Source organism: Vibrio sp. Isolate34 (assembly GCF_022397915.1).
Taxonomy (GTDB): domain Bacteria; phylum Pseudomonadota; class Gammaproteobacteria; order Enterobacterales; family Vibrionaceae; genus Vibrio.
Genome location: NZ_JAKEUO010000017.1, coordinates 41,317 through 62,679, shown reverse-complemented (window position 1 = coordinate 62,679; position 21,363 = coordinate 41,317). Strand labels below are relative to the sequence as shown.

18 protein-coding genes and 1 pseudogene are annotated in these 21,363 nt (G+C 44.3%); 8 read left to right on the top strand and 11 right to left on the bottom strand.

The window, feature by feature from the left end; genetic code table 11:
• Positions 1-40: 40 nt before the first annotated feature.
• On the bottom strand, positions 41-2,080 hold the full coding sequence (locus L1D22_RS17150; RefSeq protein ID WP_239830660.1) for a DUF3466 family protein: 2,040 nt from the start codon (positions 2,078-2,080) through the stop codon (positions 41-43).
• Positions 2,081-2,381: 301 nt separating this feature from the next.
• Here L1D22_RS17150 and L1D22_RS17145 point away from each other — a divergent pair, with 301 nt between their 5' ends.
• The 3 genes from L1D22_RS17145 to L1D22_RS17135 all read left to right on the top strand — a co-directional run bounded on the left by L1D22_RS17145 (position 2,382) and on the right by L1D22_RS17135 (position 4,946).
• Entirely contained in the window at positions 2,382-2,627 is a 246-nt protein-coding gene (locus tag L1D22_RS17145; RefSeq protein WP_010432281.1) for a hypothetical protein, read from the top strand.
• Between the two features lie 286 nt (positions 2,628-2,913).
• The gene (locus tag L1D22_RS17140; protein WP_239830675.1) at positions 2,914-4,284 is read left to right on the top strand and encodes an ATP-binding protein; all 1,371 of its coding nucleotides are present in this window, start codon (positions 2,914-2,916) and stop codon (positions 4,282-4,284) included.
• The gene (locus L1D22_RS17135) at positions 4,281-4,946 is read left to right on the top strand and encodes a response regulator (RefSeq protein ID WP_239830659.1); all 666 of its coding nucleotides are present in this window, start codon (positions 4,281-4,283) and stop codon (positions 4,944-4,946) included. Before L1D22_RS17140 ends, L1D22_RS17135 begins: the two co-directional genes overlap by 4 nt.
• Before the next feature lie 76 nt (positions 4,947-5,022).
• On the opposite strand, the gene L1D22_RS17130 is transcribed toward L1D22_RS17135, so the two are convergent.
• From L1D22_RS17130 to L1D22_RS17105, 6 genes are all read right to left on the bottom strand, one after another.
• A complete protein-coding gene (locus L1D22_RS17130) occupies positions 5,023-5,682 on the bottom strand; it encodes an HAD family hydrolase (RefSeq protein WP_239830658.1) in 660 nt (219 codons plus the stop codon).
• A gap of 1 nt (position 5,683) precedes the next feature.
• The gene (locus tag L1D22_RS17125; protein ID WP_239830657.1) at positions 5,684-6,703 is read right to left on the bottom strand and encodes an ABC transporter ATP-binding protein; all 1,020 of its coding nucleotides are present in this window, start codon (positions 6,701-6,703) and stop codon (positions 5,684-5,686) included.
• On the bottom strand, positions 6,703-7,488 hold the full coding sequence (locus L1D22_RS17120; RefSeq protein ID WP_004732591.1) for an ABC transporter permease: 786 nt from the start codon (positions 7,486-7,488) through the stop codon (positions 6,703-6,705). The genes L1D22_RS17125 and L1D22_RS17120 overlap by 1 nt, the downstream gene beginning before the upstream one ends.
• Positions 7,488-8,381, bottom strand: coding sequence for an ABC transporter permease subunit (locus tag L1D22_RS17115; protein WP_239830656.1), 894 nt, complete (start codon positions 8,379-8,381; stop codon positions 7,488-7,490). The genes L1D22_RS17120 and L1D22_RS17115 overlap by 1 nt, the downstream gene beginning before the upstream one ends.
• Positions 8,378-9,244 carry an alkaline phosphatase family protein gene (locus tag L1D22_RS17110; protein WP_239830655.1) on the bottom strand — a complete coding sequence of 289 codons (867 nt, stop codon included), beginning with the start codon at positions 9,242-9,244 and terminating at the stop codon, positions 8,378-8,380. Before L1D22_RS17110 ends, L1D22_RS17115 begins: the two co-directional genes overlap by 4 nt.
• Before the next feature lie 61 nt (positions 9,245-9,305).
• Positions 9,306-10,409, bottom strand: a complete 1,104-nt coding sequence (locus L1D22_RS17105) for an ABC transporter substrate-binding protein (protein ID WP_239830654.1) — start codon at positions 10,407-10,409, stop codon at positions 9,306-9,308.
• Positions 10,410-10,620: 211 nt separating this feature from the next.
• On the opposite strand from L1D22_RS17105, the gene L1D22_RS17100 reads away from it, so the two are divergent.
• On the top strand, positions 10,621-11,349 hold the full coding sequence (locus L1D22_RS17100) for a UTRA domain-containing protein (RefSeq protein ID WP_239830653.1): 729 nt from the start codon (positions 10,621-10,623) through the stop codon (positions 11,347-11,349).
• Between the two features lie 123 nt (positions 11,350-11,472).
• Here L1D22_RS17100 and L1D22_RS17095 read toward each other — a convergent pair whose 3' ends face one another.
• Positions 11,473-13,878 (bottom strand): response regulator, encoded by a 2,406-nt coding sequence (locus L1D22_RS17095; protein WP_239830652.1) that lies wholly within the window; start codon positions 13,876-13,878, stop codon positions 11,473-11,475.
• Positions 13,879-13,966: 88 nt separating this feature from the next.
• Here L1D22_RS17095 and L1D22_RS17090 point away from each other — a divergent pair, with 88 nt between their 5' ends.
• Positions 13,967-14,725 carry a transporter substrate-binding domain-containing protein gene (locus tag L1D22_RS17090; protein WP_239830651.1) on the top strand — a complete coding sequence of 253 codons (759 nt, stop codon included), beginning with the start codon at positions 13,967-13,969 and terminating at the stop codon, positions 14,723-14,725.
• 213 nt (positions 14,726-14,938) lie between these two features.
• Here the strand turns inward: L1D22_RS17090 and L1D22_RS17085 are convergent, their stop codons facing one another.
• Together L1D22_RS17085 and L1D22_RS17080 are read right to left on the bottom strand one after the other, a co-directional pair.
• Positions 14,939-15,499 (bottom strand): NADAR family protein, encoded by a 561-nt coding sequence (locus tag L1D22_RS17085; RefSeq protein ID WP_239830650.1) that lies wholly within the window; start codon positions 15,497-15,499, stop codon positions 14,939-14,941.
• 191 nt (positions 15,500-15,690) lie between these two features.
• Positions 15,691-15,885, bottom strand: a complete 195-nt coding sequence (locus L1D22_RS17080; protein WP_004736928.1) for a hypothetical protein — start codon at positions 15,883-15,885, stop codon at positions 15,691-15,693.
• Between the two features lie 362 nt (positions 15,886-16,247).
• On the opposite strand from L1D22_RS17080, the pseudogene L1D22_RS17075 reads away from it, so the two are divergent.
• From L1D22_RS17075 to L1D22_RS17065, 3 genes and pseudogenes are all read left to right on the top strand, one after another.
• Positions 16,248-17,066, top strand: a pseudogene (locus tag L1D22_RS17075) (ABC transporter ATP-binding protein).
• A 9-nt stretch (positions 17,067-17,075) separates the two neighbouring features.
• The gene (locus L1D22_RS17070; protein ID WP_239830649.1) at positions 17,076-17,714 is read left to right on the top strand and encodes an ABC transporter ATP-binding protein; all 639 of its coding nucleotides are present in this window, start codon (positions 17,076-17,078) and stop codon (positions 17,712-17,714) included.
• Positions 17,711-18,193, top strand: a complete 483-nt coding sequence (locus L1D22_RS17065) for a transcriptional regulator (protein ID WP_239830648.1) — start codon at positions 17,711-17,713, stop codon at positions 18,191-18,193. Before L1D22_RS17070 ends, L1D22_RS17065 begins: the two co-directional genes overlap by 4 nt.
• Before the next feature lie 379 nt (positions 18,194-18,572).
• Here the strand turns inward: L1D22_RS17065 and L1D22_RS17060 are convergent, their stop codons facing one another.
• Positions 18,573-20,552: a replication initiator protein RctB domain-containing protein gene (locus L1D22_RS17060; RefSeq protein ID WP_239830647.1), complete on the bottom strand. Its 1,980-nt coding sequence runs from the start codon at positions 20,550-20,552 to the stop codon at positions 18,573-18,575.
• Between the last annotated feature and the right edge of the window lie 811 nt (positions 20,553-21,363).

Below are 21,363 nucleotides of genomic sequence, written 5' to 3'. Positions count from 1 at the left end.
GAAAAAGAAGGCGACTTTTGAACTTCATCAATTTAAAGAGTTACAGACGAGATACTCTTGAACGCATAGAAAGCACATAAATTAAACTGACAAGCACCAATAACCCGGTACCGGCACCACTACGTTCAACATCTTCAGCGCTATCATCACTTCTTTCAACAATGTCTTCACTTGTTGCTCCAGATATCGGGATAAGTTTCACTGCCACCACCCTCTCATCACCCACTCCATCATTACAATAAGCAAAGTGCGCGGTTGAATCATAAGCCATAGAAGAGGAGCTACTTTCACTCGCAAAACATTGTATTGCCGTCCCAGAGATAACACCCGCGTCATTAATGTCGGTTGCGTCCAATATCCTAAAGTGGTTGTTAGCATCACTGTAGTCACCACCGTTAGTTAGGTCGTCTAACCACCAAGCTTGATCATTATATCTTGCACGTCTATCAGCATCGCTACCAGTGTCGTTGTAAGGGAAAATGAAGCCGCGATGCCTTCTTTCATGGCCGTCTACTTCAGAGTGAGTTTCTGCGTCAACATAGCCAACAATTTCATTGTAATTATTGATCTCACTTGCTTTTCCTTCTGCACTATCAAAGAAAATGTCTTCACCTAAACTTGCGAAGAATGTGGCTGTTGGCGTTGTGTCATTCGCATCAGCGACAAACATACGATTGTCAGACACACGATCCGACGCATAATCACCATCTCGTTTTGCATAACCAATAACCATCATGTTTTCATTAATATCTGTTGCAACAGAATTACTGTGAATGTATGAATCACTCACTTCTACCGTCGCATTAGCGATAAATGTAGTCGTCCAAGCGTTTTCCGAAACGCTGAAATTTGACGTACTGCTTGGCCTAAACACAGCAGCCTGCATAAGAAAGTTATCAGAATCATCTAGCTCTGTATTGTAACCAACTAAAACAGGATAAGAGCTATATGTCCCTCTAGATGAAATCGTTGCAGCCCTCACACTCGCCTGTGCTGAAGCTTCATCATCGTTGTAAGAGTAATAGGTCGAACTGGTTTCCCAATCGGATACAGCAAAACGGTTTCCATCATCATTGGGGCCATTCGCATCGGTTATATTCCAGACAAAAGCTCGATTAGCAAAAGCAAAGTTCTGACACTCTGGATATAAAGCAGGCTCAATATCTCCATCGATACAATTATCTAGATCCTCTGCATCACTGTCGGATGTGTACGGAGAGTCATAATCTTTGTATCCATCACTGTAATAAAAAGTCGCAACGGACGCGCTTCCGACCACATAGCTTTCTCCTTCATAACTGAAAGAGTCAAAAGCCATCGTTCTTCCCATTTGGGAAATTATATTCGCTTCGCCGTCAGCATCGCTGATCGTAATACTGGTATCGGCTTCAGGTTGGAGAACCGTAAATTCAGTGCCTGTATCGTAGTAACCACGCTGTCTATACAACTGAATATATTGGTTGTTATAGCTGTAGTAACCACTGCTGGTGTTACCAAGAACAAAACCATTCTCGTCAACTTTAGTGATCACCTTCTCCTCTGTTCCATCAACAAAGGAATAACTATAACTGCTCACATCAGGTGGGTTACTACCGACATCCGGGATCTCACTTAACGAGTAAGAGTCATAAAAAGCCGTGGAATTCGTCTGATAGCTCAACTCGTAATATGCATCACGCTCATTTTTCAAGCCTCCAATACCAGCATCCTCATCGCCATACCACAACAAAGAACTCCAAGCTTCACAAGTCGCGTAGCCAAGTTCGCTCGTGCAGTAGCTATAGATATCGTCATAATCCAAATAGTAGAACGTGTTATCGATACCTAAAGGGACCTCCTCTTTAAAGGAAAAACCTGGTTCTGCATTTTGAGCTTCCCCTGCGAACGCGTAGTCTGTGTCACTACAACTGGTACTAAAGCAATCCGTTGTACCAAGCTCTGGTTCAACTGCAACCCCATACACCGATTCCGTTTCTACTGGTGATTCCTCTAAAACCACCCTATAAAGCGCAGCGTTACTATAAGAAGCAACCAACAACGTAGAAGAGACAACGACTGATTTTTTTACCATTGCCTTCATTCTACGGCTCCTAAAAAATAATCCATTTCAATACCAACGATAGCTTTCTGCCTTTATTGCCAAAGGCATTAAATTCATGGGTTCAATAGTGGACTAGGATAAAAATAGAAAATGTGGAAACTATGTAGAAACAATGGAGGTTTAAACAACCTGACTTAATGGGCTGATGATCTGATGCCCTATTAAAGTTAAACGCTAACTTTCATCTCCTAGATTTATCCATTTTCTCTGCTAATTTGATCGCTAACCTATTTGCGTCAAAGAAATACACTTATATTTGGTTACGAATAGGAATTAAATTATGAAAAAAATTACGACAGCATTACTTTTACTTACATCGACATTCGCGCTTCAAGCGTGTGCTGAAAGCCGTGAAGGTCCAAGAGAAATGCCAAGCTTTGAAGAAATGGATGCAAACGGTGATGGCGAATTACAATTAGAAGAGCTCAGAGGTCCGCTCGCCGATGACTTTGACAAACTAGACGCAGATGGAAGCGGTGGTCTATCGGAAGAGGAAGTTCCGCCACCACCACCAAGACGTCAATAATTGTTAGAGGGTTATCCAAAAATAGTGATAATTCAATGCGAGCTGATGGGGCATAGCACCCTGTCAGCTCGCTATTCGTTTCTAACAAAAAGATGCTTATACATGGCCTAAGATGAATAAAGAAATCAATGTCCACATTTCCCACACGATTGGGGATTAATATTGGTTTAACTCACCTTTTTCTTAACTCATTTTACTGTCCTAATTCACTTTAACTGCTGGAGAGAACGTGCGCATATCAATTTTCACTAAACTGTTTGTTTCAATACTAATGGTATGCGTGACCATGCTCTTTGTACTCACCTATTTTATTAACTCCAGTTTTCAAAGAGGGCTCCAAGATTTCACAAATAATAATGAGATTGCCCTAGCTCAAGAACTCGCCAATAACTTAAAGCAATATTACTCACCTTCCGAAAAGTGGAGGCGGCTAGAACGTGAACCACATTTAATCGCCAGTAGCATTGGTGGCCCCTCACGACCACATGCTCGTGACAGACACCCATCGCCACCACCATTAAGAGAGCCGGAAGCGCCAGGTCTTCAACCTATTTGGCAACGACTCAACATTTTAGATCAAAACGGGCGAGCTATAATTGGACCTCCTGAAAACCTACATCACCTTGAAGATGGTCAGCATCAAGCACTAGTCGAAATAACACAGAATGAGCAAGTGATTGGGTATGTCTCCATCGTCCAGATGGATGAAATATCAGGGCCTTTAGCTGAAAGCTTTTTCAAACAACAAACGACGCATGTAAGCACTATCGCATCGATTACCGTGTTGCTTTCATTCTTTATCGCTTTGTTTCTTGTTAGGCGATTTTTGAAACCATTGCGTGCTTTGTCGAAAGGTGCCAAATCTATCGAAAATGGCGATCTCGATTTCTACATTGAAAAAAGCGGCAATGATGAATTGTCCGATCTCATCGGAATATTCAACGGTGTAGTCGAAACACTAAGAAAACAAAAAACACTTAGAGAACAGTGGTTATCGGATATTTCACATGAACTTAGAACGCCTATCACCGTGCTAAGAAGTGAACTAGAAGCGCTACAAGATGGTATTCGCTCACCTGAGCCAAAATACATAGACTCGTTACATCAACAAATCATCATACTGGGTCAACTCGTTGAGGATCTTCATCAACTCTCCCTGTATGACATCGGATTTAACCTCAATGTAAAAAACAACGTTGATATACATAAACTGATTGATTCGGTGATCGTTCAAAACTCGATCCGTTTAGAACAAAAAAACATCACATTAACAAAGCACTATAACCATTCAGCCCCACTGTTAACCTCGTGTGATGATAGATTACTGACACAACTGTTTGTGAATCTGTTGGAAAATAGCGCGCGATACACTAGCGATAATGGGCATGTATCGATAGATGTTACCGACATTAGTGATAGTATTATTATCAACGTTGAAGACAGTGATCCAGGTGTACCTGATGCATCACTCCCGCGTTTGTTTGAGAGGCTTTACCGCGTTGATAAATCGCGCAGTCGCTCAAGTGGCGGTTCTGGGCTTGGCTTATCTATCTGTAAAAATATCGTTGAAGCGCACCAAGGACACATTACTGCCGACCACTCAGAATTGGGTGGGTTACGAATCATCATAGCGTTGCCAAAGGAAATAAAATCGTGATTTTAGTCGTCGAAGATGAGCCTGCATTAGCAAGTGTACTGTGTGAGTACTTAGAGCACTCTGGCCTTGAAAGTCATCATATTATCGATGGTAATCTTGTCATTGACTGGGTAAAACAAGCATCGCCTAAACTCATTATTCTCGACCTAATGCTACCCAATCGAGACGGGTTGGATATTTATCGAGAGCTGAGAACGTTCAGTGACATCCCAGTGGTTATGGCGACAGCCAAAGTAGAAGAGATTGATCGACTCGTTGGGCTTGAATTGGGTGCAGATGATTATATATGTAAGCCGTACAGCCCGAGAGAAGTGGTCGTGAGGGTTAAAAATATTTTGCGCCGTTCCAACAAGCCCCAAGCCACGTCAACAAAGAACGCCATTGATATTGATGAATCGAGTATGACCGCCGTCCTATGTGGTATTAAGCTAAGTTTAACGCCAGCTGAGTTTCGGCTTTTGCACCTTCTTTATCAAAATGTTGGCCGCATTTATAGTCGCGATCAATTGATTGATAAAATCTACGACGATAGAAGAGTGGTCAGTGATCGCACTATCGATAGCCATATTAAAAACTTACGCAAAAAAATGGTCTCGATAAATGAAAAATGTGACTACATTAAATCCATTTACGGGATAGGTTACAAACTTGAAATAGAATAATACGAATCAAAAAAGCCGCTGTAGTCAGCGGCTTGATAAGTTCTAGAACGAAGCTAATTCGAATATAGGGTTCGTGTTAATCCCAACTGAGAATCGACCAGTTCGGTTGATCAGCCAGTGCTTTCAAACGCGGGCATGGATTCACCAAGTAAGCAAAATCAGCGTGTTCACAAAGAGGTAGGTCGTTGATTGAATCCGTATAAAAGTGAATGTCTGAGTAGTTGGTTTCTTGGTTGTCTAACCACTCTTTCAAACGCGTGACTTTACCCTCTCGGTAGCTTGGTACGCCCGAGATTTGAGACGTAAAACGACCTTGGTTTTCAATCAAATCGATACCGAGTGCATTCTCGATACCAATCTTGCGGCCGACCGCTTCCACTAAGAAAGTCACGCTGGCAGAGATGATCAACATGTCGATGTCATCATTCTCTAGCTGCTCAATCAAAGGTTTCGACTGTTTAAACTGCTTAGGTAGAATATGCTGTTCAACACACTCTTCCACCAAGGCAGTCACTTGCTCTGTTGGCATTTCAGCCAATGGTTGCATAGCGAACGTGAGGTAATCTTCCATGTTCAGCTTACCTTCCGAATACAGACCCATTAAGCGCTGATCTTCTTCGATAAAGTTAGGCGCAGTGGCAATGCCCTTTTCAACCAAGAACTCATTCCAGAGCATCGCCGCATCGGCATTGATCAGCGTTTCATCCATATCAAATACATACAAAGGTTTGAACATCTTAGGCTCTCACAGGTTGAATTTCGTTAAGGTTAAACAGGAGTTCAAGCTGGCTGCCGTTTGCCAACAGTCGCTCAGAAGAACGGTTAAGTAAGTCGACCGTTAATTCACACTCATCAACGTCCACTTGGTAGCGAATCACGTTACCCAGGAGTTGGTGGTTGCGAATGGTGCCGGTTTTCGGCGCAGAGATATGCTCGCCATATTGTCGGCCTTGCTCTTTAACGTAGATAGATTCAGGGCGAATCGCCACCTTCCACTCGGTTTCAATATTAAACAGCTGCTTAGCCTTGTTCGCTTGCACCAAGTTGTAGTGTCCCATGAAACCCGCGACGAACTCATTGGCAGGTTGAGTGTAGATCTCTTCAGGTGTACCCGCTTGGACGATCTCGCCTTTGCTCATTAAGAAGATACGGTCAGACATGATCATCGCTTCTTCTTGATCGTGAGTCACAAAGATCGTGGTCAGGTTCATCTCTTTTTGAATATCTCGGATCTGTTGGCGCAAATGTTTGCGGATCTTCGCATCCAGCGCTGAAAGTGGCTCATCGAGCAATAGAATACGCGGCTTCACCACCAAGGCTCTTGCCAAAGCCACACGCTGACGCTGGCCGCCTGATAGCTGATGCGGGTAGAACTTCTCTTTGCTTGTTAAATCCACCAGCCCAATCACTTTCGCGACTTCGCGCTTTATCTCGTCGGCAGCAAGCTTTTTCATCTTAAGGCCAAACGCAATGTTGCCCTCGACCGTCATGTTCGGGAACAGCGCATAAGATTGAAAAACCATGCCGATGCCACGCTCTTGCGGCACTTGGTGAGTAATCTCTTCACCATTTACCCAAATCTCGCCACCATCAACCGGGTTCAAACCTGCCAAGCTACGCAGCAGCGTTGATTTACCGCAACCACTCGGGCCAAGCAGCGTGATGAACTCTCCCTTCTCGATGGAGAATTCAATATCTTCAAATACTGTGTTGTCACCAAAGCGCTTGGTGAGGTTTTTCGCATTTACATAGCTCATTATTTGGTTCCCTGGCTGAAACGACTTGCCAACCAAGTCAGTAAGAAAATAAACAGGAAGTACGTCATCACAAGGGCTGACGTGAAGTGGCCGCTGGTTTGACGCATGTTGTATAGGTAGATTTGCAGCGTCTCGTAACGTGTACCCACCAAGATGTTGGCGAACACGAACTCGCCCAATAGGAACGAGAACGACAAGAACAGCGACGCCATTAAGCCTTTCTTAAGGTTTGGCAGAATAATCAATAAGAACGCCTTGGTAGTGCTTGCGCCGAGCAGGTGAGCCGCGTCCATCAAGTCGTGCAGGTTGATCGCTTCAAAGCTGTTGGCAATCGCGCGATACATGAATGGCAATGCGATGGTGAAGTAGGTACCAATCAGAATCCACGGTGTGCCTATCAAAGAGATTTCGCTATCGGCATACAGCTGAAGCAAGCCAACCGACGACACTACTGGCGGTACTGCGAACGGCAATAAGATGAGGATATTCATCACCTTGTCGAGTTTCGGGAAATAGTAAAACACCACGAAAATCGCAGGCAGAACCAACACCACACTCAGTGACAGCGCCGCCACACAGATAAACAGTGAACGACCGAAGGCTTGTAAGAAGCGAGGATCCGTCAGTAGGTTAATGTACCAATCCAGAGTAAAGCCATCAGGCAAGATCGTCGCACCCCAACGCGAAGAGATCGAGTAGATGAAGGTCGCTAAGATCGGAATCATCATGATGCCAACGATCGAATAGACCACGGTTTTATGAAAGCGAGTATTTACGGTGTTCATTACTTTCTCTTCCCTGCGTAGCTTTTGCTGATCAGCCATTGGTTAATCACGGTGATGAAAGCCAGCATCGCCATCAGAATTACGGAAATTGCTGCGGCTAGGTTAGGCTCTAAGAACAAGTCGCCCGATACTAGGCTCGCGATCCGAATCGTAATCACGTTGTAGTTGCCCGAGGTCAACGCATACACGCTCGCATAGGCGCCAATCGCATTAGCAATTAAGATGATGAAGGTGCCAAACAAAGCAGGAGATAAAACAGGCAGCGCAATTTTGGTCCAGTATTGCCACGTTTTCGCACCAAGCAGTGCTGAGGCAGCTTGCCAGTCGTCACTCAGAGCATCAAACGCTGGATAGAGTAACAACACCGCCAATGGGATCTGGAAGTAGATATAAATCGCCAGCAAGCCCCACTTGCCATACAGGTCGAAATCACCCAGTAAACCGTACTGCTTGAGCAATAGGGTGATCGCACCATTGGTGCCCAAGATGATGATGAAAGCGAACGACAGAGGCACACCAGAGAAGTTGCTGCTCATGTTGGTAAACGCAATCACCGCATCGCGGATTTTAGAATCGACGCGGCGCAATGAAGAGACCAACAGAGTCGCAATCGCTAAGCCAACAATGCTCGACCAAATCGACAACCATAAACTGTTGCCAAAGGCCTGCATCATGAAAGCAGAATCGAATATTTCAGAATAGTTTTCGAGAGAGAGCTCATCGTCGTAGAAGAAGCTGTTGATCAGCACCCAAACCATAGGTGCCAGTTGAAACAGGTAGAAAAACAGTGCGAAAGGCGCAAGCCACAAAGCGGGCTTGAAGCGTTTGAACCAAGATTTACTTTGAGGTTTAAGCGCAGAGCCATCGCTCTGCGTGATTACAGAACTGCTCATAGGGCCAACAATTCCTGAGTGTAAGATTTATCGTGTTCAAGGTTGAGTAGCTGACACACGCTGCCGCAAATATCAGTCTGTTTCACTGAACATTCTTGGTGTGTGAACTTATCGCCAATTACGAAGAATGGTACTTCACGCTCTTCAGGCAGAATACCACCGTGAGACAAGTCATTGTTCATGCCGTGGTCACTGGTGATGATCACCTGATAACCATCGTCTACCCATTTCTCAAGGTAGTTCGACAGGTAGATATCCGCGCCACGCGCACTGTTGCGGTATTGGCGAGAATCCAACCCGTGCTTGTGTCCAATATCGTCAATGTTCATTGGGTGAATCAATAAGAAGTCCGGCTGATGAGTAACACGTAGGTGTTCAGCATCCAAAAACAAGGCTTCATCTGGGTAGTGGTCCCAATGGTAGAAACAGCCGTGTTGAATGTTCATGGTTTCGTCGTTGGTAAAACGGTCACGCACAGCGTCAAACGGCGCTCGGTTATACAACTCGCTCACCCAATGATATGCCGCTGCAGCCGTCACTTTACCTTGCGATTTAGCCAAGCTAAAGATCGACTCGTGATTCGACAAACGCACGATTTGGTTGTTAACAATGCCACTCTCAACAGGGCGAACTCCCGTTAAAATGCATTCATACAAAGGGCGTGACATAGACGGCAGTTCACACTGCATTGGATAAAGTGTGGCGCGCAGCTTGTTTTTTTGCGTGCTCTGTTTATTTTGCAAATCGCCCCGTTTTTCATGAAGATCTTTAAGTTCTAGAAGACCGTTCAGGTAGCCCATACAATCACGGGCTACCTGATAATTCAGTCCATCTAGAACAACAAGGATAACCTTATTGCTCATGGTCTATTCTCTATTGCTTGTTTCTATAAGCCACCCGTTACAGGTGGCGTGTTAAGCGGGATTATTGCTGGTGAATCAATACGCTTTCTTGCCATTGACGTGGCAGGCGACGTGCTGATTTTTCCCATGCTGAGAAATCAGTGACTGGGTGAACGTTGCTGTATTGCTCATTCGAGATCAGCTTGTCTTGTACTGATTGGGGTAGCGTAACACTGCTACGGATTGGACGCGCGTAACCTTCTGCTAGGTTGATTTGACCTTGATCGCTGAAGATGTATTCACGAGCCAACTTCGCTGCGTTCGGGTTTTTCGCGTATTTGTTGATGATGGTGGTGTAACCAGAGATCACTGAACCATCTTGTGGAATGCTTACCGTAAAGCGCTCACGGTCGATCTTGTCGCGGTAGTTCAATGCGTTGAAATCCCACATGATCGCCACTTCTACTTCGCCTTTTTCAAGGTTCGCGATGCTTGGATCGGTATAAGACAGACGACCTTGTTTCGCTAGCTCACCAAAGAATTTAATCGCTGGTTTTAGGTTTGATTCGTCACCGCCATTCGCAAATGCCGCCGCTAGAATCGCGTTGTTAGCTTGTGCTGCGACACCTACGTCACCTACAGTGACTTTGTAATCGCCTTCGAGTAGGTCACTCCAAGATTTTGGTGCGTCTTTAACAAGGTTGTTGTTTGATATAAACGAGATAGTGCCCGTATAAGCCAGAGCCCAGTGACCATCTTTATCTTTCGCCCAGTCTGGAATGTCATTCCAAGTGGTTGGTTTGTATGGCTGCGTTACGTCTTTCTGTACAGCGACACGTGCAAAGGCAAAACCAACGTCACCGATATCTGCGGTTGCGTTTCTTTTCTCTGCTTCAAATTTCGAGATCTCTTGTGCCGAGCTCATATCTGTATCCTGATGCTTCAAACCGTAGTTTGCTTTCAGATCAGCCCATGTGCCTTTCCAGTTTGCCCAACTGTCTGGCATGCCCACACTGTAAACCGCACCCTCTTTTTGAGCGGCTTCAATCAGTGACTCAAGATCAGCATCCTTCGCCATCGCTGGCATTGAAAGTGTTGCCGTTATTAGCGTTGCGCCGATTAATTTTGCAGGTGAACCAATCAGTTTGGCTGGCGATACAGTTGAACGGCTAAGCAAAGTTTTCATTGTCTCTATCCCTCTGGACTAGGTCAGTAAGTTCGCTTTGTATGCTATCGCCAGAATATGACGCTTTCGCGCAAGTTATTTGACAGTTCAGATGCATTTACATGGCAGTTATATTTCACTCATATGACAATAAGCCTTTGTTTACTGTCACATTCCTGTTAACTCCGTGGTTTACCTTATTGAGCACACGAACTTATGGACTAGATCAGCAATGAGAACATTGGGTACAGGGCAATCAGGGACACAGCTAGGCAGAATTAAGGCAAGCATCAGAGAACAGCTTCAATCTGGCATCTTCACCGAGGGGCAAAAACTACCATCTGAAAGAGAACTCAGTGAGCTGTTTTCAACCACTCGAATCACGCTCAAAGATGCACTGGTGTCGTTAGAAACCGAGGGGCTGATATACCGAGAAGAGCGCCGAGGTTGGTACGTGTCGCCCGAGCGTATTCGCTACAACCCATTGTCACGTTCTCACTTTCATCAAATGATTCGCGAACAAGATCGCATTGCAGAAACACGACTGCTGAGCACTCGCACAGAGATGGCCGCAGGCGACTACGCCAAAGCATTAGAGATAGAGCAGATAACGCCAATACACGTGATTGAGCGATTACGCTTTATTGATGGTAGAGCGGTACTGTTCGTTGAAAACGTACTGAAAGCACCGCTATTTGAGAAAGTATTGTCGGAAAATCTCACCATGTCGCTGACGGGAATCTACCGAGAAAAATACGGCTACGAGACCAAACGATCGCGCTTTGATGTCATTCCCACTTCCGCTCCTGCGCATGTCGCTAAGGCGTTAAACCTAGCTGAAGGTCAGCCAGTGCTGAAGATCTGCCGTGTAAACTACAAACAAGATGGCGAGCTAATGGACTGTGAATTGGAATACTGGCGACCAGATTCTGTGGTGATCCATATTGATAGTATTGGTTAGCATCACGTAACCATTTGCCTAGGCTTAGGCTTAGGCTTAGGAAAAAAAGCGAACACATACAAAAACTCCGACGGTTTGAGTCGGAGTTTTGGGTTTTAACGATTGGATTTGATGGCGCACGAGCTAAACAATCTTCTGCTCGCTTTCGTTCGTTAGCTCGTTCTTATCAGACAAAAAACTCTCAACGATCTCTCTCAGCTTCCCTTGATTAACGGGCTTTGGTAAAAACTCATCCATACCGACATCAAAACATAAATGCTTGTCTCGCTGCACTACGTTAGCCGTGAGTGCGACGATTGGAATATGTTTTGAAGAGCCCTCTTCCAACACTCGGATCTGCTTAGTTGCTTCAAAGCCATCAAGCACGGGCATCTGACAGTCCATAAAGATCATCACGTAGTCATTGGCTTTAAACTTCTCGACACCGATTTCCCCGTTGTCGGCGATATCAACCTCAAAGCCTAGCTTCTTAAGCATCATCTTGGCCACTTGTTGATTCACTCTCGAATCTTCCACAACTAAGACCTTGCCACTAAAAGAGGCCGTGACCGCCGCAGGTTTTGGTTCTTCTTTTAAAGCCGTTTTCTCAGGCTGTGCTGGTTTAGCAATAGCCGCAGGTTTGGTGACTGGCGCCGGTTCATTGTCTTTAAACGCCACCTCGCCTCGATTTGGGTAGGTGAAGGTTGAAGTATCAGTCGCTCTCGTAAGCACTTCACTGATGGTCCACTTAAGTTGGTTGTCCTGATAAGGGCGAGCAATGTAAGCAACAAAGCCGACTTGTTTCGCGCGAACTTCATCTTGTTTTCTTGGGTCGGCGGAGATCATCACTAACTTAGGACACTCGCTACCAAAGCGCTCGACCAAGCTTCTTGCCAGTTGGAAGCCATCAACCGACGGCATCACTTTATCAATCAGCACTAAGTCGTAAGGCGACGACTTAGCCAGAGACTCTGAAACCAACTCTAGCGCTTGGTTTGCCGTTTCGCAGCACTCTGACTTAACGCCGAAGGATTGCAGCTGTGTGGACGTTATACGCATGTTCAATTGGCTATCATCCACCAGCAATACCGAGACCTTATTAAAGTCGATGTTGCTCTCATCTGCTTCTAAACACGGATCAAAGTCGGCAACGAAATAGAATGTACTACCTTTGCCTTCGACACTGGTCAGTTCAAGCTTACTGCCCATTAAGGTCACGATCTTATCGCATATCGTTAGACCAAGTCCTGTGCCGCCATAAATGCGCGTGGTACTACCATCGGCTTGTTGGAACTTATCAAATACCGATTGCTGTTTGTCTTCCGCAATGCCGATACCGCTGTCTGTCACCTCAAATCTAACCCTCAGCTTTTGCTCCGGTTCAATCACTTGTTCTAAATGAAGCGACAGCGTGACATGGCCATGCTCAGTGAATTTGATGGCGTTGCCGACCAAGTTGTTCAACACTTGTCTTAGCTGAGTGCCATCGCCAATCACCATAGTTGGGATCTTAGGATCAATCGCGAGCTGGAATCTAAGCCCTTTCTGTTCAGCTTTAACTCGGAAGGTCGATTCCACATCGGCTGCAATGCCCATCATTTTCATCGGTTCTTGCTGAAGCTCAAGTCGGCCAGCTTCAATCTTCGAGTAATCGAGAATGTCGTTAATTAAATCGAGCAGCGTAAGTGAAGAAGTGTTGAGCATGTTGACATACTCTTTTTGCTCTTTTGGTATATCCATTTCAGAGAGCAGAGATGACAACCCGATAATCCCATTCATTGGGGTTCGGATCTCGTGGCTCATATTAGCCAGGAATTCACTCTTGTTACGGTTAGCCACTTCAGCGACGTCTTTGGCTTTTTCCAGTTCTTGGTACTGTTGACGAATGCGTTCAATAGACTGGTTGTAACTGCTCTCCAACGTCGAGATCTCATCTTTATAAGCCGAGTCGGTTGGGGTTAAGAAGCGCGGCTTATTGTCTTCAACTTGTTGTTGGTTGATCTGAGAGGACATGGTCATTAAGCGTTTCACTACCAGACGATAGACGATAGTTAGACACACTAAAGAAAGCAAGAATATTTTAACCGCTTCGAAGGCGAGCAATAACAGAACCCGTTCTTCGAAATCATTAAGAATCATGCTTAAATCAGACTGCACTGTGAGCGTTGCTAATGAGAAGTCTTTGCCACCCATCTGGTGCACCATTTCCCAAGACTGGGAATAAGATTGGCCTTCGGTCTTTTGACCTAACTCTAGAATTTTTTCATCGGGGCTTTCTATTAAAAGATAACTAACGGAGGGTAAACGAGAGATGCCCTCAGCTTGTACGAACAGTTGAGTCCGGTCTTCCACCCACAAGCTCGCCGTTAAACCAGAGAGGTATCCCGCTTTAACCTGTTCGATCTGAGAACTGATAAAAGAAACTCGATTTTGGTACTCCACATATAATCCCAGACCTGTCACTATGACGGTGAATAAGGTACTGATTGCGATGATTACCCCGATCAACTGTCGGGAGAGTCCAATATAGCGTTTTCCTTTTTTCACCATACACAAATTACCATTATTGTTATCCTAGCAAACTACAATTACTCAACTAGTATAATAGTAGTCATTCATCAAATAACTAGGGAAGGTTATGAAAAAACATCTTATCGTTGCATCCATAGTCAGTTTGTTTTCAAGCAGTTATGCTTTTGCAAGCGAACCTCTTCACTACTACATTATTGCGAGCCAAGCGCAACCTTTTCAGATCGAAACTGACGGGTCATCTCACAGAGGAATAGTATCGGATATTGTTGAAGCGGTATTCGATGACAGCCAATATGAGATCAACTACCACACCTACCCTTTTAACCGAATGATCGACAAGCTCGTTGCTAGAGAGAACCCAAACTGGGTAACCTACGGTAGCCCAAGCTGGGGAAATATCCAATCTGTTAACCTATCTAAAGATCCGATTTACAATGTAAAACACGTGTTACTCAGTAGCGGTAAAAAGCCGTTTAAGTTCAATACAATCGACGATCTAGACGGAAAAGCAGTGGTATTGCTGGTGGGGTTTGAGTATCCGAACCTAGAGCCATACATCCAACAAGGCAAGCTCAACGAGATTCGAGTTAAAGATTACAGCGCAGCTTTTCGTGTATTAAACCGAACTCCGGGTGATACCGTTTTTGTTGAAATGGAATCACGCATTAAATACAACCTAAACGATCAGAAGCTGAATATTGATGACTACCAGATGCAAGAGTTTGGTTCAGTCATTAATAACTACCCTATCCATTTGGCGTTCGACCCTGAGATGGACCCTAAACTGCAAACCTTCATTAACCAACGTCTAGACGAGATGAAAGACGATGGGCAGCTCAACGACATCGTACAGAGTTACTTATAGCAACAGCAGAACCACTTATAAATACAGCATCACCGTATAGCTTCGTTAACGCATTTTAGCTCTCTTCGATACCTAACTCGCCCTTAAACTCAAAAGGCCTCCCTGTTAAGCACACAAGCTAAACAGGGCGGCCTTTTCAATTCGTCTTTAAGGGCTAAAAGAATTTACTCATAATCCGACCCACTTAATTTGGAACTACCGAAGGTCAACGGGTTAATGCGCAGCAATCAAATGCTGTTGTTGAGTACGAAGCTGTTGACGCACTGCCATCAGAATCTTACCTAAATGATTCTCGCCAGTTCCATCACCACCATCGCCCCAAAAATGGTCTTTGTGTGAATGCTCCTTGATCACCGAATCTCCGGTATTGGTAAGAAACAGCGCAAACTGCGGATTCTGTCTGAACTTCTCGGTGACGATGAACTGCATCACTTCAACGCGAATCTCATACCAATCCTCACGAACTTGGTCTTCGTAATCACGACTCAAAGAGAATGCTTCAGCAGGTGTGCTAGCTTGCAGAATAGTATTGCGAAGTACTTCGCAGGAGAACTTCATAGCTTGATAATAGTGTTCGCTGGTTGCCCAAATTTGATCATCAACCTTGATGGGGCAAGCTGCAAAATTTGATAGGTATCCGTTTGGATCTTCAGGTTCATAAAATAGCACTTCTTTGGCTTGAGCCACAGAATTAGACATAGCCTTCTCCTTACCAACGACATCACATATTTTTGCTTTAACTTTAAAATTAGTGGCGTTGCATATTACTGTCAAACAACTTGATTAAAGAGTATGCCATGGGCGTGTTTTTAGTCTGAAGGACGTGATTTCAAAAAAGGTATAGCGAAGCTGTAAACTAGAGAAGAGAATCAAGCTATTGATTTAACATAGACAGGAATTATAAAAAAAATACTTATAAATCAAAGGGTGGCATAGTGCCACCCTTCTAAATGCAATGGGGATTATTAGTGAATAAGACCTAGCTCCCTCGCTTCTTCCAGACTCAAACCGCTTTCTCTAATTTCTCTTAGAGCCTCGATACGACGACGAGCTTCAGCGGACTTCATTTTCTTTTCTGGTTTGAAAGATACTTCTTCTTCAGCATCCCACTTGTTTGCAATATTTGTCATTTCATCATGGTTGATAGAATTAATGGACATGTTTTCCTCCGAAAAGCACCATGTAATGGACAGGTAATCTGTAGCAAATGCTATTTCGCTTGTTAAGAAAATCAGTACTGAAATGTGATGATTCCGACGCTTCACAAACCTAATTAATAAATACCTCATTTAAACTTTGCCAAAGGCATTTTCTGCAATTACATTTAAAAGATTCCCCATAAGAAATGTGGTTTGATCCAACTCTCATTTTCCCCTCTTCCAATTCTTCTTTTCCGCTGAAAATTCGTGAAATAATCCAAGATAAATTTCGAGGCACTTCATTCTTTTTGTGCTCATCACTTTCACTAAATTCAACACATTCTAATGATAATAGTTATCAATATCATAACTGAGTATTTATCATGTCTGTGGGAATTTCAGATACACCACTTCTCGAAGTGAAGAATTTATGTGTCGACTACATCACCGATGACGGTGATTTCAACGCGGTCAAATCCGTCAGCTTTAGCATCGGTCAAGGTGAGATTTTTGGTTTAGCCGGGGAATCTGGCTGTGGCAAAAGTACCATCGCGTTTGCCATTAATCGTCTGCATAAGCCGCCCGCGTTCATATCCGGTGGCCAGATATTGTTTGGCGAACAAGATCTGCTGAGCTTATCAGACAGCCATTTGAATACCTTCCGTTGGAGTGAGATCGCAATAGTGTTCCAAAGTGCAATGAATTCACTCAACCCTGTATTAACAATCGAAGAACAATTTGCTGATGTGCTGCGCCACCACAAAGGCATGACCAACGAACAGGCCAAAGCTCGCGCTGAGAAGTTACTCGACCAGGTCAATATTCCACGTCATCGCCTAACAGAGTACCCGCATCAGTTCAGTGGCGGCATGCGTCAGCGTTTGGTTATTGCGATTGCCCTCAACCCTAAGCTGATCATTATGGACGAGCCTACTACGGCGTTGGATGTGGTTGTGCAGCGCGAGATTTTGCAGCAGATACACCAACTCAGAGAGGAGTTTGGCTTCTAAATCCTCTTTATCGCTCATGACTTAGCATTAATGAGCCAACTGTGTGACCGCATTGCCATCATGCGCCATGGCCAAATCGTCGAAGTCAATCAAGCCTACGAGATTCGCAACAATCCGCAGCACTCCTACACCCAAAAGCTATGGAGTTCTTTCCCTAATATTCACGAACATGCTCACGCGACAGCGTGCTAGGAGAGCTCTATGTCACAACCAAGTTTTCAAGTAAAAAACCTCGTCAAAGAGTTCACGGTTGGCGGTGGATTTGGCAAGGAAGAGATATTCAGAGCGCTGCATGGCGTAAACTTTGACCTATACGCAGGAAAAACGCTGGTGGAGTTACCCGTCGAAACTCTCACGAAATATCCTCACGAGCTCAGTGGCGGCCAAAGACAACGGGTTAACCTAGCCAGAGCGCTTGCGGTTGGGGCTGAAGTCATTCTTGCCGATGAACCAACCTCGATGTTGGATGTTTCAATTCGACTTGGCGTGCTCAATCTCATGCAAAAAATGAAGAAAGAACTTGGGATAAGCTTCTTATACATTACCCATGACCTTGCAACCGCTCATTACATCGCCGAAGAGACCGCGGTGATGTACAAAGGACAGATCGTTGAATGGGGATCAACTCAGTCGATCTTAACGAATCCGCAGCACCCGTATACCAAGCTGTTGCTCTCTGCGGTGCCGGATCCCGATCTTCCATTTGGCGAACTCGTAAAAAATGAGCCAAACTATTCCATAGGCGCAGAGCGTATTCGAGAGCAGAGCAGCGAAATACAGCATGAAATTAAGCAAGTTTCTGATAATCACTTTGTAAAACAGTGGGATAACGTTGCATGAATGAACTAGACACTTGGTTAGAGCGAATCGGAGATTGGTACAAAGACCGAAAGCATGATCAAGTGGAACGGTTGGAACCTTTGATCTTAACGCCTCCAGATGCACTCTGGGGGCCTTTGATCACGGATGACCAAAGCAAAGGCATCGCATGTTGGTTAGATGGGTGCCTGCGTACCTTTACTTTCTACCGAAATTCAGACCACAACCCACATCACCAAGAAAAGGCGTATCAATACCTGATGTTCGCTTACAGCAAGCTTCAAGCGGTGTGTTGTGACACGAAAGCGGAACCAGACTTACAAGAGTGGTGTACACAGCGAGTACAACACTTGTGTGTGCTCGCATTGGAGTTTGCGAATCAACAACAAGAGCCGCGCTGGTTACAAGAGTCCGAAAAATTGATCGAATCGCATGTCCGCTTTATGGCAAGCCAATCCCAGAACGATGATCAAGGCAATGTAAAACATCAGGTTCACTGATCATCCCCTATAGATCCAATATCAACTCATCAAAATGACCGTCTACTTGAAACAACAGGATCCATTGTAAGCATGATCTGACCTTGATCATGATTCGGCAGCCAATCATGTAAGCTATTGATTTTTAATATTTAGCGAAATTTAAGACAAAAAAAAGCGAGTCCCTTGGGAACTCGCAAAAAATCTATTCAGTATGATGTAACAAAATATGAGCCAATCTATTAATCATAAGAAAGGACAAAAGGTTGTCTATTCGGGATAAATAGTAATCAACTGGATGCGTTACATTGTCATCACTTTGTCAGCATTAGGTGCGATTATTATCAGCACCTAATGATGATTTAATGACCTATTCATAACAGTGGAAGCGGACTGAAAGCTAGTGGCCAATCGCCATTTCATCGAGCGCCAAGAACACATTTTCGTCTAGATGACCTTCGTGCACTTGTTTGCACACTTTACGACGCACCGCCAAACCAGAGATCAGACGTTCGATAGAGAGATGTCGATTACTGTTGCTATCACGGTCGTTGTACAGCTCAATTAGCTTACTTAATGTTTCGTAAGGGATAACGTCTTCCCCTACTCTCAGCCAATCAAGCTTCTCAATCAGCTCTGAGCACTCTTCTTTGATCGAGGCATGTGAGTGCCCTGTCATAGCAGATAAAGCCGTTATACTGCGTTCTAGAGCCTCTGCAGAGGTATATTTAGAGAGCGTTATCATGATCTCGTCAGCATTGATCTCAACCGAGTGCTTACGTTGCTTAACTCGACGCCCTAATTTACCTCTTGGCGACGGTGCCTTACGCTGAATGGGTTCAAACTCACCATCGATAATCTCAGACAGCTCTTCCAGCTTCTGCTTAGAGACCATCTCGTTGCGAAGTGGGTTTGGCAACGTTGGCGCCATGTTACGCTTACCGGCGTTGGTAGTACGTGCTCTTGAGTAACGCAGTACTTCTTCCACGTTACATTTGATATCAACTTGATAATCGGTCGTTTTGCCTTTTTCGATCAACGCCGTGATCGTCAAGTGATAACCCCAAAGATTAACCAGGAAGGTATCTTCTTGATCTCCGACTTCACCCAACTTTCTCAGTTCGCGGATCAGATCCATCGAAAAACGACGCCAATCGATGTTACGAGCCAATTTCTGATTCAGTTCGCTCAGCAACATACAATCTGAATGACGGCGTGCCATACGGCTTCTGAAGTACGAATATATTTGGAAAACCAAGGTATGTTGCTTCAGGATTTCTGGCGGGAACAGGAAGAAATAATCACGAGTCAGGAGCTCTTCGTAGAACGAAGGTTCCCAAACAAGGATATATAGGTTCGGTTTAATGCGAATTTCGCCGTCAGAGCCCTCTGTAGGCGCTTCTTCCGATGCAGTAATGGTTCTCGCTAAGAATCGGAAACGATCACTCTTAAAGCCTTCTGGCATGTTCTCACTAAGCCAGCGGCCAGTAAGCTCATGCAGTTGAAAATCCGTAAACTCGATACGATCAATACTGTCGCGAATCGAGTCACGAGCAGGGCCACTGTCTTTCTTGCCACGCAAAGACAAAATGTCCGTGATGTAGAGTGGTGTTTTGTTCGGCGTGTGTTTCGCGTCTAGGTGGTAATCATCTTGGTGATGATCATGATACTGAACGGTTAGCGTGAACAACGCGAAAAGCGTCATCAGATCATCGACCGTCATAATGTTTTTAGACGATCTTGTCTCGATCACAGCGCGAGTGCCCGAGATCGAAACCATTGATTTCTGGTAGCTCTTGCGCGTTCTTGGTGGCGCTAACGCTTGATCAATAATGCCCGCCCAATTGGTTGGCGAAACAATGAATTGATCCGCTTCGTCTTTCATCGTTGGGGGAGTATTAAGCCCGTGCTCATTCAGTAAACGTTTGTTTACTTTGGTTTGAGCGAGGGCTTTAGAACGCTTTTGCTTTTCGTTTTGCTTTACGCTTTCTGTGACTAAGCTGGTGGCACCCAGTACCGATATCAATTGGTTTGGGTTAACAAAGCGATGCAGCATGGTTTTACCTGCAAGGCCTTCTTCAAAACGAACGGGGATTTGTTTGAAAAGACCGATATTTACCGCTGCTCTCAGCCTTTGTTGCAAGGCTGCGCGAGTGACTTGGCCATCGGTTGATTCGATAATCTCAGTGGTTGAAACGTATCCGTCTTTGCTGCTAAACCCACGAAGTGAAATTAGGTTAAGAAGCTCAACTATGCTTTTGGTGACACCTTTGAAGTGTTGATATTGTTCTATCCATTCAACGGCTGTTTCAGATACCTCAAATAAATGACCATCTTTGTGGCTTCGTGCCTTAATTAACAATTTCTCTTCTGGTTTCATTTTTGATCCGTATCACACTAACCGTAATTTCACTATAGTTCCTGAATGATAAAGAAAGAATGATCATAAATAAAGATAATTTATTGGCTTTTAAATAACTGATCTTTTTGATTAATATGATCTTAAATGATTAAGTGATCTAATGATCTGGACGTAAGTTTGCTTTTAAGTGGCTGAATTTAAAGTATAAAAAAAAATCCGCGTGGAAAGCATGATCATAAAGAGTCCGAAACTATGATCATTAAACCTAAGAAAGCATGATCACAAAGTGTCAGAACGATGATCATTAGGTCATTGTAAGCATGATCATTATCGATTCGAAAGCATGATCATTATACTTGTACAGCTTATCCACAGTCCCTAATTCAAGATGGTTCGTTAAGTCACTTCTAACTGGTCAATGTGAATAGTTTTGATGGCTTATCTATCGGAACAATGATCAAGTAAGTGCCCTTTTCTATCGTTCCTACCCTATTACGTACAAAATTTGTTCTGAAGCCGGTGTTAACGGCTGGCTTGAGTGTCATTAAAGCGGGCCTGCATTACTTAGGAAGCATGATCATGAAATTGTCATGTTTCTGTATTCTGAGTCTGTGCAGATTGAATTTCCAAGCAATGAGGCCTTATAGGCCTTTAATCCCCATTGCAAAAGCATTTGTCCGTAATTTAGCTGTTAAATTATATGCTTCCGGAACGATATTTACTTGATCATTTTTCCGGAGGTTGATCATTTCGAACAGTCGCTCATGCGGATCAATATTGATGAGTTTACACCTTGATCATGCTTCATAATACCGCCTTATCAATTCTC